Annotated in this window: 12 protein-coding genes; 5 read left to right on the top strand and 7 right to left on the bottom strand. The window is 54.6% G+C overall.

Translation table 11 applies throughout. The features are described from left to right. Positions 1–31: 31 nt before the first annotated feature. Both crtE and folD read right to left on the bottom strand, forming a co-directional pair. Positions 32–1,057 (bottom strand): geranylgeranyl diphosphate synthase CrtE, encoded by a 1,026-nt coding sequence (gene crtE / locus ACQ4M4_RS04085; RefSeq protein ID WP_430683191.1) that lies wholly within the window; start codon positions 1,055–1,057, stop codon positions 32–34. Positions 1,058–1,285: 228 nt separating this feature from the next. Beyond that, positions 1,286–2,236 (bottom strand): bifunctional methylenetetrahydrofolate dehydrogenase/methenyltetrahydrofolate cyclohydrolase FolD, encoded by a 951-nt coding sequence (gene folD / locus ACQ4M4_RS04080; RefSeq protein ID WP_430683190.1) that lies wholly within the window; start codon positions 2,234–2,236, stop codon positions 1,286–1,288. A gap of 300 nt (positions 2,237–2,536) precedes the next feature. Between folD and ACQ4M4_RS04075 the strand changes: the two genes are divergently transcribed. From ACQ4M4_RS04075 to ACQ4M4_RS04065, 3 genes are all read left to right on the top strand, one after another. Continuing rightward, on the top strand, positions 2,537–3,034 hold the full coding sequence (locus tag ACQ4M4_RS04075) for a hypothetical protein (protein ID WP_430683189.1): 498 nt from the start codon (positions 2,537–2,539) through the stop codon (positions 3,032–3,034). A gap of 74 nt (positions 3,035–3,108) precedes the next feature. Further along, positions 3,109–3,567, top strand: coding sequence for an NUDIX hydrolase (locus tag ACQ4M4_RS04070; protein WP_430683188.1), 459 nt, complete (start codon positions 3,109–3,111; stop codon positions 3,565–3,567). Next, on the top strand, positions 3,564–4,304 hold the full coding sequence (locus ACQ4M4_RS04065; RefSeq protein ID WP_430683187.1) for a M48 family metallopeptidase: 741 nt from the start codon (positions 3,564–3,566) through the stop codon (positions 4,302–4,304). The genes ACQ4M4_RS04070 and ACQ4M4_RS04065 overlap by 4 nt, the downstream gene beginning before the upstream one ends. A 92-nt stretch (positions 4,305–4,396) precedes the next feature. On the opposite strand, the gene ACQ4M4_RS04060 is transcribed toward ACQ4M4_RS04065, so the two are convergent. Next, positions 4,397–6,553, bottom strand: a complete 2,157-nt coding sequence (locus tag ACQ4M4_RS04060; protein WP_430683186.1) for a hypothetical protein — start codon at positions 6,551–6,553, stop codon at positions 4,397–4,399. Positions 6,554–7,130: 577 nt separating this feature from the next. On the opposite strand from ACQ4M4_RS04060, the gene ACQ4M4_RS04055 reads away from it, so the two are divergent. Beyond that, on the top strand, positions 7,131–10,427 hold the full coding sequence (locus tag ACQ4M4_RS04055) for a glycoside hydrolase family 15 protein (protein ID WP_430683185.1): 3,297 nt from the start codon (positions 7,131–7,133) through the stop codon (positions 10,425–10,427). Positions 10,428–10,801: 374 nt separating this feature from the next. On the opposite strand, the gene ACQ4M4_RS04050 is transcribed toward ACQ4M4_RS04055, so the two are convergent. Both ACQ4M4_RS04050 and petN read right to left on the bottom strand, forming a co-directional pair. Continuing rightward, on the bottom strand, positions 10,802–10,945 hold the full coding sequence (locus ACQ4M4_RS04050) for a hypothetical protein (RefSeq protein ID WP_430683184.1): 144 nt from the start codon (positions 10,943–10,945) through the stop codon (positions 10,802–10,804). 9 nt (positions 10,946–10,954) lie between these two features. Next, entirely contained in the window at positions 10,955–11,044 is a 90-nt protein-coding gene (petN, locus tag ACQ4M4_RS04045; protein WP_430683183.1) for a cytochrome b6-f complex subunit PetN, read from the bottom strand. A 377-nt stretch (positions 11,045–11,421) separates the two neighbouring features. Here petN and ACQ4M4_RS04040 point away from each other — a divergent pair, with 377 nt between their 5' ends. Continuing rightward, entirely contained in the window at positions 11,422–12,852 is a 1,431-nt protein-coding gene (locus ACQ4M4_RS04040; protein WP_430683182.1) for a TonB family protein, read from the top strand. Between the two features lie 23 nt (positions 12,853–12,875). Here the strand turns inward: ACQ4M4_RS04040 and ACQ4M4_RS04035 are convergent, their stop codons facing one another. After that, positions 12,876–13,217, bottom strand: a complete 342-nt coding sequence (locus ACQ4M4_RS04035; RefSeq protein ID WP_430683181.1) for a hypothetical protein — start codon at positions 13,215–13,217, stop codon at positions 12,876–12,878. A gap of 378 nt (positions 13,218–13,595) precedes the next feature. Continuing rightward, positions 13,596–14,225 (bottom strand): DUF721 domain-containing protein, encoded by a 630-nt coding sequence (locus ACQ4M4_RS04030; protein ID WP_430683180.1) that lies wholly within the window; start codon positions 14,223–14,225, stop codon positions 13,596–13,598. Positions 14,226–14,851: the final 626 nt, after the last annotated feature.

Raw genomic sequence — 14,851 nt, 5'->3', positions numbered from 1 at the left:
ATCCCCAGCGACAGCAAACGGGAGATGGAACCTAGTGCGTGCGGGCGGTAATGTAATCGGCGATCGCCATCAGCGGCAATGCGCCCTCCCCAAACGATTCGAGCTTGGACTTAGCATCGGCCACTAGCTGATTGGCTTGACGGCGCGACTCATCCAACCCCCAGAAGCTGGGATAGGTGGCCTTTTGAGCCTGAACATCTTTTCCAGCAGTTTTGCCCAGCTCCTCAGGGGTAGCCGTAATGTCCAGCACATCATCCACAATTTGAAAGGCCAGCCCGATATCTTGAGCATAGCCTGACAGCCGCTGCAAATCGGCATCACTGGCTCCTGCCAACATGGCCCCGCAGGTCACCGAGGCTTCGAGTAATGCACCCGTTTTATGGCGGTGAATCCAGGTCAACGTGTCCACCGTCACGTCTGGTTTTCCTTCTGATTCCAGATCGACTACCTGGCCCCCAACCAGCCCCGCAGCCCCAACCGCACGAGCCAAGTGAGCCACCACCTTAAGGACGCGATTGGCCGGTACAGCAGGCGTGTTGGCCGCAATGTACTCAAAAGCATAGGCCAGGAGACCATCTCCAGCCAGAATGGCAATATCTTCGCCATACACCTTATGGTTGGTGGGTTTACCCCGGCGAAAATCATCATTATCCATGGCGGGGAGATCGTCGTGGATCAGCGACATGGTGTGAATCATTTCTAAAGAGCAGGCGGTGGGCATGGCCATTTCAACGGTGCCACCCAGTAGCTCACAGGTTGCCAAACACAAAATGGGGCGCAGGCGCTTGCCTCCCGCCATCAAGGAATAGCGCATTGATTCATAAATTGTGGCGGGATATTCCACCGATACAGATTGATCCAGCGCGGCTTCGACTCGCTGCTGCTGTCCCGCCAAATACGCAGATAAATCAAACGTGGAAACTTCACTCGTGGAACCTTCGCTACCCGCCTGACTTTGCACTTGATTTTGCAGACCTGCCATCTCCTTCACCATGCCCAGAGCGCTGTACGCACCAATCCAAACAATCTGAATATGACCTGAATAGGACTTACGCACTTCATTCGAAAAACCAGGGGGTTGACTGACGGTTGGAGGCTAAGCGCTCCAACCATCAGTCAACTGCGTAAGTCCTGCATGACTTGAATACGCGATCGCAGCAATATTCAATCAATCGCCCTTAACTCTATCGCGGAATGGCACGCAATGGGCAACTGCTGAAGATCGATTCCCCCATGAGCGGTGAGCCTATCCCCAATGTTTGTCACCCCGCATGAGACCAATTCGTTACCCCGTGTGGGACAAACCCAAGCGTTGGCGATAGCTCCACACAGTGTTGTACAGCAGCATGGTGACCGTCATTGGGCCAATGCCGCCGGGCACAGGCGTAATCCACGAGGCAACTTCTTTGACTGCATCGTAGGCGACATCTCCCACCAGGCGACTCCCAGTTTCGGTCTCCACTCGGTTAATGCCTACATCCACCACTACGGCACCCGGTTTCACCATATCGACGGTAACAAACTCGGCTTTGCCAATCGCAGCAACGAGAAGATCGGCCTCGCGAGCGACTGCGGGCAAATCTACCGTGCGGGAATGGGCAATCGCCACGGTGGCATTCTCTTCGAGCAGCATGAGCGCTACCGGCTTGCCCACCAAAATGCTGCGGCCAATCACCACCGCCTTTTTGCCCGATAGGGGAATGTTGTGCTCTGCCAGCAGACGCATGACTCCGGCTGGGGTGCAGCTGCGCAGCCCGGGCTCACTGCGCACCAATCGTCCCAAATTGACTGGATGGAGCCCATCGGCATCCTTATCGGGATCGATGGCGTTGAGCAGGGCCACCGAATCCAAATGGGGCGGCAGGGGCAACTGCACCAAAATGCCATCCACTCGCTCATCTTGGTTGAGGGTGGCGATCGCCGCCATCAGCTCCTCTTGGGTCGTTTCGGTCGGAAAGTGGGTGCCGTAGGAAGCCATGCCAACCTTTTCACAGGCGCGCTCCTTGTTGCGCACGTAGGCAGCACTGGCCGGATTGTCGCCCACCATTAACACGGCCAGCCCTGGAGCACGATTCCCCTGAGCCACCAACTCGGATACCTGTTGTGCAAGCTCTTGCTGCATTTTTTGAGCGAGCGCCTTACCGTCCAAAATTTCTGCCATCTGGTTCTCCTTGCTGCCGCGATCGCGCAAACCCCTGTTCTGCATTTGCGCTGGTGCTAACGCCGTTTCAGTCATCAGTCAAATATTCTGTGTCATTTTGGAATCGACAATCGCTGCGCCAACCTCTCGGTCGTCGCTCGCCAAACTCATCGGTTTCAGCCAATCCAGAACGCACGTTTATCAGAATAATTCGGAACGTTCCCCCTGCACTCGAAATCCTTCAACTTCCCGCACTCAGGTTCGCAATTCATGCCCTCGGCCATACACTTGCGAGTTGGGTTTCCCAGGACTAAACCCTCCCAAGTCGCTTCACACAGATTGCAGATTTTGCTTCACGCAGATTGCAGATTGGGGAAAGTTGCAAGACGGGGCATAATGCCAGAAGTGTGTGCTGGTGGAGTGGTTAGAGATATGGGCGATCGCACAAGGGTTTCGCCGTCGCGGCGTTCACGCGAGCGGGTCGGGCGATCGTGGGTACCGTCGGTTGTGCTGGCGGGGGGCGTATTGCTGATGCTGTTGGTGGCATCTCCTTTACGTTGGCTGGGGCTCACGGTATTGGGGCAAACGATACCCATTCGCAGCGTGTTGGATACCCAGCTGCTGCTGGGGCGAGCGGTGCAGTTGCAGGGTCAGGTGGGCGATCGCGCTCCGTTGATGGATGGGCAAGTATACGAGCTGAGCGATTCCACGGGTGGCATTTGGGTCATTTCTCCAAACCTGGATTTGCAATCGGGAGAAATGGTCAAAATTCGAGGTCGGGTTCGACTTCAGTCCGTCATGATTGAAGAGCTAAAGCTGCAAGAGGTTTACATTGAAGAGCACGAGTTGCTAGAACGGCGATCGCTAGAGCAATCCCTGCTGCTTCCTGAATGACCTCCTTCAGGGATCACCAAGCTGAGCGAAGAGCAATGGGTGAATCCTCCTCTTTTTTCCAACGCCTGCACGTTATGACTTTGCCTCAATCTATCCCGCACGTGGCGATCGCCATTCTCACGCAAGATCACAAGTTTTTGATGCAGCTACGCGACGATATTCCCGGCATCGCCTATCCTGGGCAGTGGGCTTTTTTTGGCGGTCACATTGATCCCGGCGAATCGCCCGAGGTGGCCGTAGAGCGCGAGTTGCTTGAAGAAATTGGCTACCAGCTACCAAGCGTTGCCCTATTTCAGCGGATTGAATCGGCCGAGGTGGTGCGCCATGTGTTCCATGCACCGCTCACCGTACCGCTCACCGCACTCGATCTGCGCGAAGGCTGGGATCTTGGCCTCCTCACAATTGATGATGTGAAACGAGGCGAATGTTATTCTGCAAGAGCAGACCAAGTGCGTCCTTTGGGCGAGCCCCATCGGCGCATCCTGCTTGACTATTGGCGACAGCACATGGAATCTGCAGCATCCGGTTTATGACCGATTTTCATGAGTCAGCCCTGTTCGACTATCGCGTGCGAGTCAGCCCTCGCGCCAAAAACGTGAGTATTCACGTGTCGCACCATGGCGATGTAGAGGTGGTGATTCCCAACGGGTTTGATCCCAACCACGTGCCCGACATTGTGAAACGACGGCAGGATTGGATCATCAAAACTACAAAACGGCTAGAGCGCGATCGCCAAGCCATTGCTCCTGAGCCCATCTCCGCCTTGCCAGAGCGCATCCAGCTGCGATCGGTTGCAGAAGAATGGAACGTGATTTACCAGCCAGCAACTGGAGGCGAAACCATTGCTAGCAGCAGCCTTACCAGCGATCGCCAGCTCCAGCTCAAACTCTGGGGCGCAACCCATAGCCCCGATACCTGCAATCGAGTCTTGCTGCGCTGGCTTCGGCGCAAGGCGCAAATGAGCCTCACACCCTGGCTTCGCCAAGTCAGCCAAGAAGTCGCCCTGCCCCACAGCCGCACCACCATTCGCCACCAAAAAACTATTTGGGCCAGTTGCTCCAGCCGCAAAACCATTAGCCTGAACGCCAAACTCCTATTCTTGCCATCCGAGTTGGTGCGCTATGTCTTTATCCACGAGCTGTGTCACACCGTACACCTCAACCACTCCTCACGCTTTTGGGCACTGGTAGAAGAAAAGGAACCCAACTACCGCGCCCTCGATCAGGAATTGCGTAAAGGCTGGCGATATGTTCCGGGCTGGGCCGAGTAACTCAGTCCAAAATCCAGCAAGATGCAGCAACCCAGCGATCGCTGAGCTGCAAGTTTTAGCCTCATACGTTTGCTCCCCAAAGGATTGGTAAGCTACTCGGCAGCTGCCGATTCTGGCTCAGGACTGCGGCTCACAGGCACAGGCTCGGTGTCATACACCGGGGCTATCACCGGAGCGGGAGCAGGCTGCGATCGCACCTGAGGTTCTACCGGAACCGGGGCCTGCTGAATCATGGGGGGCGCGGGTGTCGGGGCCGGAGGGGGTGCAACCTCGGCCGATGGCGCGGGCACAACCACCGGGGCCGGGATCACTGGAGCCGCCGGAGCAGGTGGTTCAGCAACGGGAGCCGAGGGAGGCGACATGGCGGGAGATTCTCCCACAGGGGCGATCGCGGGACTGGGTACAGGTCTAGCCTCTGTTGGACTGGGAGCAACAGGCGTGGGCGCTGTTGTGCCCCAATCCACCTGCAAGCGGCTGGGACGCGGTGGGTTGGAAGTTGCGGGCGCTGGCGGGTTGGAAAGCCGGGGATCAGGCTGTGGACGGCTGGCCTCGGCAGGCAGGTTTGCCGGACGGGTCGCCGCTGGTTCAGTTGCTGCAGGTTGAGCGGCGGCATTGGCCCGCTGCTCTTGCAACGCCCGGGCACGAGCCGCCGCATTGATTTGCCCTTGCCAGCCCCGAATTTCGGCTTGAGCCCGCTGGTACAAAGCCCGCTCTGGACGAATGACCGATGCCGTACGAATGGCATCTCGCAGTTTGCCCTGACGAGCCAGCGATCGCGCCATCCGCAAAAACGGCTCATCCTCAATCGTTTGAATTTGGTTCGTCCACTCGTAAATCCAACCTTGGGCTTCTCCTCGCAAGGCACGTCCCATTGGCACCGTTTGGGCCAATGCAATTCCCTGGCGCAGAGCGGCCACCGTTCCAGGTTCCGCCAATCGGCGTGCCCGAGTCAGCACTGGGGCGTCTTCCAACCGTTCCAGCTCGTTACGCCAGTGCGCAATGAGGGTTTGCGCTTGGGCGCGGCGCAGGCGATTGGGAGCAATGGTTTGGGCTTGGGCGATCGCCAGCGTAAACGCCTCCTTTTGTCCCAGGGCGGCTGTCATTTGCGCCATTTGTAACTGCTTCAGATCCCCAATTTGTTGGGTCCAACTAGCAATACTGTCTTGAGCCTGGGCATAGACGCGACTGTCTTCGGGGATATGTTTGGCAGCCGCGATCGCCTCTCGCAGACTCAGCACATGCTGGGGAGAGGCATACCACGCAACCCGGGTAGAAAGGGCGAGCTTGCGCGCTTCGCTCAGGCGAATGAGGTGATCGGCATCCACTTTGCGTTGGGGATTGGCGGCCACAGCCTTGGCAATGGCGATCGCCTCATCCACCTTGGCTTCCTTCCAACGCTGGAGTCCCAGGGTCAGCAACGTATCGCTCCATTGGTTCACCAACGGTTGCAACTCCTTGCGGGCAAACGTATCGGCCTGCATTTGAGCCATCAGGGCGATCGCCTTTTGCAAATCCTCTGGCTTGCCCAATGCCGCCGCCTTCCGCACCTCAGGTTCCAATTTGCGAGCTTGCCGCTCATGCCAAAACCGACGCGACATTTCCACCGTTTTGGTAAACCGCCAATAGTCATGCGGCACATATTCCAGCTCGCGCACATGCGCCATGGCCGCGCTCCAGTTTTGTTGCTGCATTTCCTGCAGCGCCGCATTCATAATGCCTTCGCCCTTCGCCCATAACGCTTTCCAGGCTGCAACCGCTTCCTGAGCTTCGGCGTACTTGGGGGTCGATTGAGGAATTTTGTCAACCAGTTTAAGGGCACCTTCCAAATCGCTGGCCTGCACCTTTTGCCGTGCCATCAACAGCAATTGCCCCGACCAATCATTCATCAACCGCTGCGCTTCACGATAGAGCGGCTGTTCTGGAGTCCACTGCTTGAGCTGCTCCATACTGGCCAGCAGCTTGGGTAACTCTCCCGTGCGGGCGGCCTCTTCGGCACAATATAGCCGCTCCACTTCAGCCGACAGGGCCGTTAACCGATCGCACTCCGGCGCGGGAGGCAACGCCATCAACCACACGAACCCCGCCGCCGCCACACCACCGACCACTGCAAATAGGTTGATCCCCACCAGCAGCCAACGCCACGATTTGTCCAATCCACGTTGTCGAGACGCGGCTTCCTCGGGCGATAGCACTCCTTCCGGCAGTTGAGCAGCTAACGAATTGAACTCATCTCCAGCCAGCATTGACATGTCAATTTCCTCCCCTACACCAGTTCACACACGTTACGGTGACCACATTGAAGGGCGCGAATAGCCCACATGAGCGCGCAGCTTTCCACAGCCGTTCACAGACTCCTGCATTTGCAGAACCACAGCTATTGTGGACAGGAAAAATAGAGTTTCTATAAAAACTTCATCAACCCAACCCACCATCCAAAGCTTGCCTTCATCCTAGATAGCCGTTAATTAATAAAACAGGACCCAGCAGCACAATCTTGAAGTTTTTAGAGAAATTTAGCGATCGCGCCAAAAGCGTGAAACCACCCGGCTATGATGGATGGGATATTTTAAGAAAAGATAAAATTGCAACGGCTAATTGTCGTTGGCTCAATCGATCCGGAGTTAAATCTCAATTCTGAACCAATGCATGCTGTTGAATACATCTAGCCCTTGCCTCATACATGAGGGCTGGTTTTTGGAACTTCTTTGAACTTCTTTTTTGATGGGTCTAGGTTGCGATCGCGCCCGTTCACACGTAAAAAGTCAAGCATCCCAATCCATTCCCATCGCTTGTCCAACCTTCTTCGCGATTAGCTGTAGAAGACATATGTCTGCCTTGTTTTCATCTGCCTCTAGCTCGGTTGCCCATCATGCTGTGCCCACCAATGCACCCCTCACGCTGCAAGCCCAGCTTGAGGTGTATTACCAAGAGGCACAATCCATCATCTTGGCCCGACAAAATCCCATCTCTGGTTTGCTGCCCGCCAGCACCGCCATCAACAGCCACGGCAACTATACCGATGCCTGGGTTCGAGACAATGTGTACAGCATTTTGGCGGTGTGGGGCTTGGCGGTAGCCTACCGTCGGGCAGGCATTGACGACGGGCGCGGCTACGAGCTTGAGCAAAGTGTGGTCAAGCTTATGCGTGGCCTATTGTTTGCCATGATGCGCCAGTCGCCCAAAGTGGAAACCTTCAAGCAAACCCAAGATCCGCTTGATGCACTGCACGCCAAGTACGACCTTGCCACCGGCGACACTGTGGTTGGCGACGATGGTTGGGGGCACCTTCAGTTGGATGCCACCTCTATCTTTTTGCTCATGCTGGCGCAAATGACCGCATCTGGCCTGCAAATCATTTACACGCTGGATGAAGTCAACTTTATTCAAAATCTTGTCTACTACATTGGTCGCGCCTATCGCACCCCCGACTTTGGCATTTGGGAACGGGGTGAAAAAATTAACCATGGCAACCCCGAGCTGAATGCCAGCTCTGTCGGCATGGCCAAAGCCGCCTTAGAGGCGATCGCCGGACTGGATCTGTTTGGGGTACGCGGCAGCCAAGCCTCGGTGATTCACGTACTGCCCGACGAAATTGCTCGCGCCCGCATGACGTTGGAATCTCTGCTACCGCGTGAATCCAACTCCAAGGAGGTGGATGCGGCGCTTCTTAGCGTGATTGGGTTTCCGGCGTTTGCCGTTGAGGATTTGTCGCTGGTGGATCGCACCCGCCACAACATTGTGAGCAAGCTGCAAGGCAACTACGGCTGCAAGCGGTTCTTGCGCGATGGCCATCAAACCGTGTTAGAAGATGTCACGCGGCTGCACTACGAACCCAGCGAACTCACCCAGTTTGAGCACATCGAATGTGAGTGGCCGCTATTTTTCACCTACTTGCTGTTGGATGCTCTGTTTCGGGGCGATCGCGCAGCGGCTCAAGACTACCGTACCCGGCTCGATTCAGTCTTGGTTGAGCGCAACGGGTTGGGGTTGCTGCCTGAGCTATATGTTGTGCCAGAAGAGGCGATCGCCGCCGAAAAAGCCAATCCCCACAGCCAAACCCGAGTCCCCAACGACAACCTGCCGCTGGTGTGGGCTCAAAGCCTATACATGCTAGGTCGCCTAATTCAAGACAACCTGATCTCGCCAGAAGACCTCGATCCTTTGGGGCGCTATCGCCGCATTGGGCAGTACCCCAGACCCATCGTTCAAGTGGCACTTCTGGCCGAGGATGAAGAGCTACAGGCCGAACTCGCGACCTTTGGCATCGTCACCCAAACGCCTAAACAAGTTGCCCCCATTCAAGTGCGGCGATCGAGCGAACTATCGCAGGTCTACACCCAAATTGGCCGCAACGACAAGCTGGGCCTCAGCGGTCGCCCCATTCGCCGTCTGCGCAGTCTCACCACATCGCGCATCTTCCGGGTTCGAGGCGAATCCATCGTTTTTCTTCCCTCATTCCTCGACCAGCAGCAGTTTTATCTCACCTTCGACTACCACTTTTTAATCGCCCAAATTCGGGGTGAGCTGGCCTACACCTATCGCAACTGGAACCAGTTGGGTCGTCCTACCATGACCCTGCTGCTCACCCACGACATGATGCAAGAGCAAACTTCGCTGCTAGAACTCATTCGTGAAATGCAGGATGGACAATGCGGCGGTGCCCCAGTCAAGCTAGGCCGACTCCAGGAATTTTTGCTTACGGCTGGCTCAGAGCGATTCGACTTCATTCATGACTTCGAATTCACGCAGTCGCCCATGCAAAATGCCAGGCCCAAACCTTATGTGCTGACGTTTTCACCCAGTAGCAATCAAGAACTCACCCCTGCTCAAGAAACGACGCTGGAGCTAGAAACCGACCTACGGCAGTTGCTCAGCAATCTGCGCCAGTCTGATAACTTGTATGAGCAAATTGAAATTTTGGAAGCGCTGACCCGGCTGGAAGGATCGGACTTTGACACCGGGTTTGGTGGGCCAGGCAATTCTGTCACGGTAGGAGATTTGTTGGAAGAGGTGTACAACCACGCCAGCCAACTGCGGCTGTGGGCGGTGATTCGGCGGGCGGCAGGTCTGCTAGATAAGGTGGATGTGGGCCTGTCGGATGCGGTTACGGATATTGTGGTGCGGCAAAAGCAAATTGCCGTGGGCAAATCCTACAGCGAAGCCTCCCTCATGACCGATCCCATGTCCACGGTGGACATCATGCACAAAATTCGCGAGTTTGTTCGGCAAGATATTCGCGATCGCCCCCTCACGCAAGAGGTTCTGGTCTACCTCAGCATCTTGATCAAAACCGATCCCCACCTGTTCAAAGGCTTTTTGACCCTGCGAGTGGGGTATCTGATTTTGCTCATTGCGAGCGATTTAGCTCAGGAGTTGGAAGTTACCCAGGATGAAGCCTACGAACGACTCATGCATCTGAGCCCATTTGAGGTAAAAATGCGGCTATATCAGGTTTTGGCAGGGTACGAGACGCTTAACCAAAACCTATTCCTGCAAGAATCACTACGGGTGCGGCAACAGCAAAACATTCAGTGGGTAGTGCCCTCCTCCGTTGCCACAACCAGCCCCGGCGACAGCAGTGATGCCAGTGCAGACTCCAGCCCAGAATTGACCAGCAATTGGCTGCAAAAGCGGCAGCGCGATGGTGCACTCAACCGCGTCCCCAAGGATTTTTATCCCCATGTGTGGAAGGTGCTGAAGCATTGCAAAGGTTTGGTGATTGGCGATAAGCTCGATCGCCGCAATCGCCTAGACCGCGAACTCACCCTGGAAATGACCCCCGGTGAGAAAAAGTTTGCGCTCCTTGTAGAGCACATGCTCAACAAAATTCAAGCACCTGAGTACCGCCAGGTGAATATTGAAACCTTGATGGAGCTAGCAGCGATCGCCGAGCGCAACCCCGACTTACAAATTGAGGAATATATTGTGCTGGACGTGCTCATTGGCCATGCCGTGCGATTTGCTTGGCTAGAGCAGCATCCCCAAGATGGCGATCGCTACGACGAGCGCAAAGCCATGGCATGGCGCGCCTTTTATGAAACCTCACCCTACGACTGTGCCCGGTTTGTGGTGCAAGCACTCCGCTTCTTAACGGAGCTAGGCCAAGCTACAACCGCTGCTTAACCATCGTCAAGAAGAGCGATCGCCCCAGCACCAATTTCCAGTTTTCCTGAGATGTTGGTTAACCTGAGTTTTGGATAAGCTGAGGTGCCCATTTTTGCGTGCGCGTTGCGCACGCAAAAATGGGCTTTTCTGAAGTTTGGTTAATGTTCTGGCATGGGGATGTTGGTTGTAGACGGGCCGTAGAGCCACCCTTCTGCAACCAACATTCGCTCATGTGAAACACAACTAGTTTTTTGCCTAGCAGAGACTTTAAGAAATTCCACCATGGGTCAACAGCCCCCGCTCAACCCCCATTCATCAAAGACAAAACAAAAGTGAACCCACTCATGAGCAGATCCACTTTTGCGTCGGTTGATTGAGTTGAATGAAGATGGCTAGCGACCGCGCTTTTCGCGCTCTTGACGACGGCGATCGCGCCACTCAGCGTTTGTTAAATACGCCACGCCGCCCGTTACTGTGACCAGCAACGCCAGCGCTACAACAGCTAATACACTCAGTGCAGTTGTCTCAACGCTCATAGCTCAAGCTTAAAATCCGTTACGGCCCCAAACCACCATGGAGATGGAGAAGGAAAACAACACCAACAGCATGATCCAGCCCAAAGACAAAATATCCATATCAGCCCACTAACACAGCAAACGACAACAGTTCTACGCCTATCATACAGCGGTTCGCATCCGATTTAACCCCATTCGTTGGCAGGCAGCTAGCAGGTAAGAGGTCGGCAAAAATCCGAGCAACATCGCCCAAGCCGCACAACTCAGCAACCACCCTACTCAGTACCTCGACACCATTTAAAAATCAGAACCTAAAGCTCTGAGCCGCCCGCACAGCGAGCGGCTCAGAGCTTTAGAGTTTTATGTTGAATGATGGCTACTTGCTTGCCTAGATTTCATGATTGGTGTGCCTCCCTATCGCTAAAATAGGCATCTTGTGATTTGATCTGCAGTATTAATGTGGGCGAGTGAAGCGTTTTCGCTCGAAGTGAGGAGCCATGCGTCTGTCACGTCACTATCGCAAACGGTTTGCCACCTACCGGGGCGATCGCTTACTGCTCTATTTCACCGCGGCACTCTCCTTTCATATGGGAGTGGGATCGGCGTTATGGGTTGCCATTCAACCCGCTCCTAACGAGCCCGAGGCTGAACTCGCCAGCCAACCCATTGACTTCATTTACTTAGATGCGCCGTCTCAAGATGCGCCAGAGTCGGCCCGCCGCGCCGTCGTCAATGCACAGGCAGGAGGCGATCGCCAAGCCTTGCCTACCACGGCGGGTAGTCCTGCTGACCCGTCAAAACAAGTCAAACCAACTGCAACCAGCAAGTCTGTCACCCTCAAGCCCCCCTTTTTAGACGCGGAGCTTGTGCCCGCCAGCCATGCAGCGCCCGTCGTGCCGGAAGCCCTCCCCACAGACACGAAGCAGGTTCAGCCAGCATCTGCGGCAAAACCGCTAGTGGCTCCGCCAGCCGCAGCGATTGCACCCGCTGTTGACCCTGCACCCGCCCCAGAACCAGTAATAGCAACAGAACCAGCAACAACAGCAGAAAGCAACCTAGACTCCGAACCGTCGGAGCCGCCGCTGGCAACCACTGCGCCAACTTTTCCCTCTCTAGCACCCGTGTCTGAGTTGCCAGTTCTGGCCGCCGAACCCACACTTCCTACGCTCGTTCCGGTCGCAGAGCTGCCAGCGATCGCCACCGAGTCCAATTCCTCTTACTTACCCCCGGCTCCGCCCTTACCAGAAGTGGCTGTGGAGGATGGGCAAACGCAAGACAGCTCAATGCTGTCTGTCCCACCAACCCCTGAACCGATCTCAATTCCAGTTCCCTTACCAGACGTTGCGATCGCTCCAACCGCAGAATCCAATCCTGTTGACGTTGATTCTGCTGAATTCGAGATGTCTGCGCCTGCAACCGATGCTGCGGAGATTGCTCTCAATCGCAGCACCGAAGCCCCATCGTCCTCTGCCCCATTGCCCTCTGAGATCAACAAGGCACCCGATGAGGTAGAAGAGCTGGCAACCCCACTAGGAACTGGACTGGACGGAATACAAAATCCTAATCGAAGTGCGATCGCCCCGGCTGGAGTTGATGCCCAGCAAGACGAGACGTGGGGAGCCTACATTAATTCCCTGAATCAAGCCGTGTACGACGCTTGGGAAGATATTGATATTGACACCAGTTACCATCCCAAGGTGCGGCTTGTTCTGAATCGTCAGGGCGAACTGGTTGATTTAACGTTGGCGCAAGCCTCTGGCTCAGCGATCGCCGACCAAGCGGCACTCACCGCCGTCAGAACAGCGGCCCCCTTTGAGCCACTGCCAGAAGCGACAACCCATACTCAACTGGCGGTGACTCTCACATTCGACTACATTGTGGTTGATTCGCCCTCCGCAGGTGCGCCATCCGCAACCCCAGAAGACTAGCCGCAACTTCATCTAAATTCTGTTTAACCCACAATCCGTAACGAACGAGGACGAATCGTTGCGATCGCCATTACTTTTACATGACTGCTCTCATCATCGACTGCATGCAGCGCAGCAACCCGGTCTGGGTTGCCAAGTGGCACTGCCTCCGCTGGCAGCACCAGCGGACACGACAACGGCAGCAACGGCTGCCCAAGCGGTGCATCTTCGGCAACCGACGAGAAAATCGGCGCAGCCAGAGGGCATGGCTTCCAGTCAGACTGAACAGGTACACCTAATTGGCGGCAAAGCCCACCACGTCGTCCCTCAAGCTGGTAGTTGAGGCAATTACGACAAGCCGTAACACTGCAATTTCCATTTGTCATCAGGTGCTGGCAAGATGAGAGAGTAATTGAATTTCTTCACATCTATTGTGTTTCCTGTTTTTTTGAGCGCTGGACTGCTTTAACACTTCTGACACGTTTCCCATCTAGCTTTCAGCGATCCCAAATAAAAAACGAGGTTTAGATTCTCTTCAGGTTTTAGTTAATAAAGTCACATTTGAGCTAAATTCATAAACAGAGCTGATACATGCTAAAAGCTTTGCTTATATTGCCTCAAAGCACTTGGGGATCACTAAGAACCCATCGCGACCTAAGCAAGAATATGTTGATTCTTAGCCCAGCTTTTGTCTCGGCGATCGCACAAATCTCCGTAAAAACACGCTGACTCTGAGTAAAACAAGTATCAACCGATACAGTCGCCTAAGTCTCTTCCGGTCCTGGTTTTGGCTCGACAGGGCTGGAGGTTTGGGTGGACCATTGCTGTGAGGCACACAAGCCACAAACCGACCAGCGTTCTAGCTCGCCTTGGGGAGTAGGGCATTGGCAGGCTGGGCACAGGGGCAAATGATGCGATCGCGCCTGCATGGTTGCAGCCCAGTGTTGAAAGGCCGTTATCGAATCCCCGACCTCGGCAAGATCAGGAGCATTGGGCGATCGCGTCGGTTGAGGTTCATCGGCGATTGGTTCCACATAGCTTGGGTGCTGCTTCCACAACAGTGCCGAATCTGATAGCCCCTCTGGCTCAGCCGATTTGTTGGCATGCCATTGCGCATTCGAAAACCGAATATCTGTAATGGTGAAGGGCAGCTCTGCATTGAGCTTTTCCAAAATGTTCTGGCGCTCAAACATCAAATTTTGTGCCCAAGCCGAACTGGATGTTGCAACTTGCAAAACCTGGCGCTGTAGGGCAATCGGTCGGGTTTGCGCAGCCACAGCCGCTCCCACCACCCGACTCCAACACTCCCCCACACGCTGAAACTGGCGTCGGGCCAGCCAGGTATCCTGCTGTTCTAGCGCTCGAATGAGATGAGTGAGAGAGTCAAACTGCATGACGTGACAACACAAAACACCGCTTTTTCATTTTGCGCCCAATCCCCCGCAGGATGCAGCATTCCGATAAATTTTGCGATCGCCCAACGGGTTTGATCCAGTCTTGATTATGAGAACCTTCACCGGGCCAAAGCTGTCATACAAGCCACCCCATTCGCGCATCAAGCAAATGCCACACAAAAACTGACTCGCAGTGACTCTATACCAAGCAGTTCCTATGCGGTGATTCAATATTCAATCATGTCCAATTTGCATGGAGAGCTGGAAACTGACAAAGACCAATTCAAGTTCTATGGGCTCTGGCCACGCTTCGCACCCATCTTTAGACTTAGTTTTTTCGATTGATTGCAATGATAGAAGGCTGTGATCGGGCGCTCCATTCAAAATTATTCCTCTCGATGCTTCTGTTCGCTGTTTCTTAGCCTCTTCAAAATTTCCAATTAATCCACAGGCTAACGTAACAATTTCGCATCAAAAAACCGGAATGCGGGAGGGCAATTTGCACAAAAACGCAAAAAAACCGAACTTTCGTTTAAAAAGCTTGCATGATTGCCGCAATCCCTTGCTATTATTAGCAGTCAACATCCCAAACCTATTTTTTGGGCATGCATGAGTTATTCCTTAGA

Source organism: Leptolyngbya sp. AN02str, from assembly GCF_050565595.1.
In the GTDB taxonomy this organism is placed as follows: domain Bacteria; phylum Cyanobacteriota; class Cyanobacteriia; order Elainellales; family Elainellaceae; genus Kaiparowitsia.
This window is presented reverse-complemented; position numbering and strand designations above follow the sequence as displayed.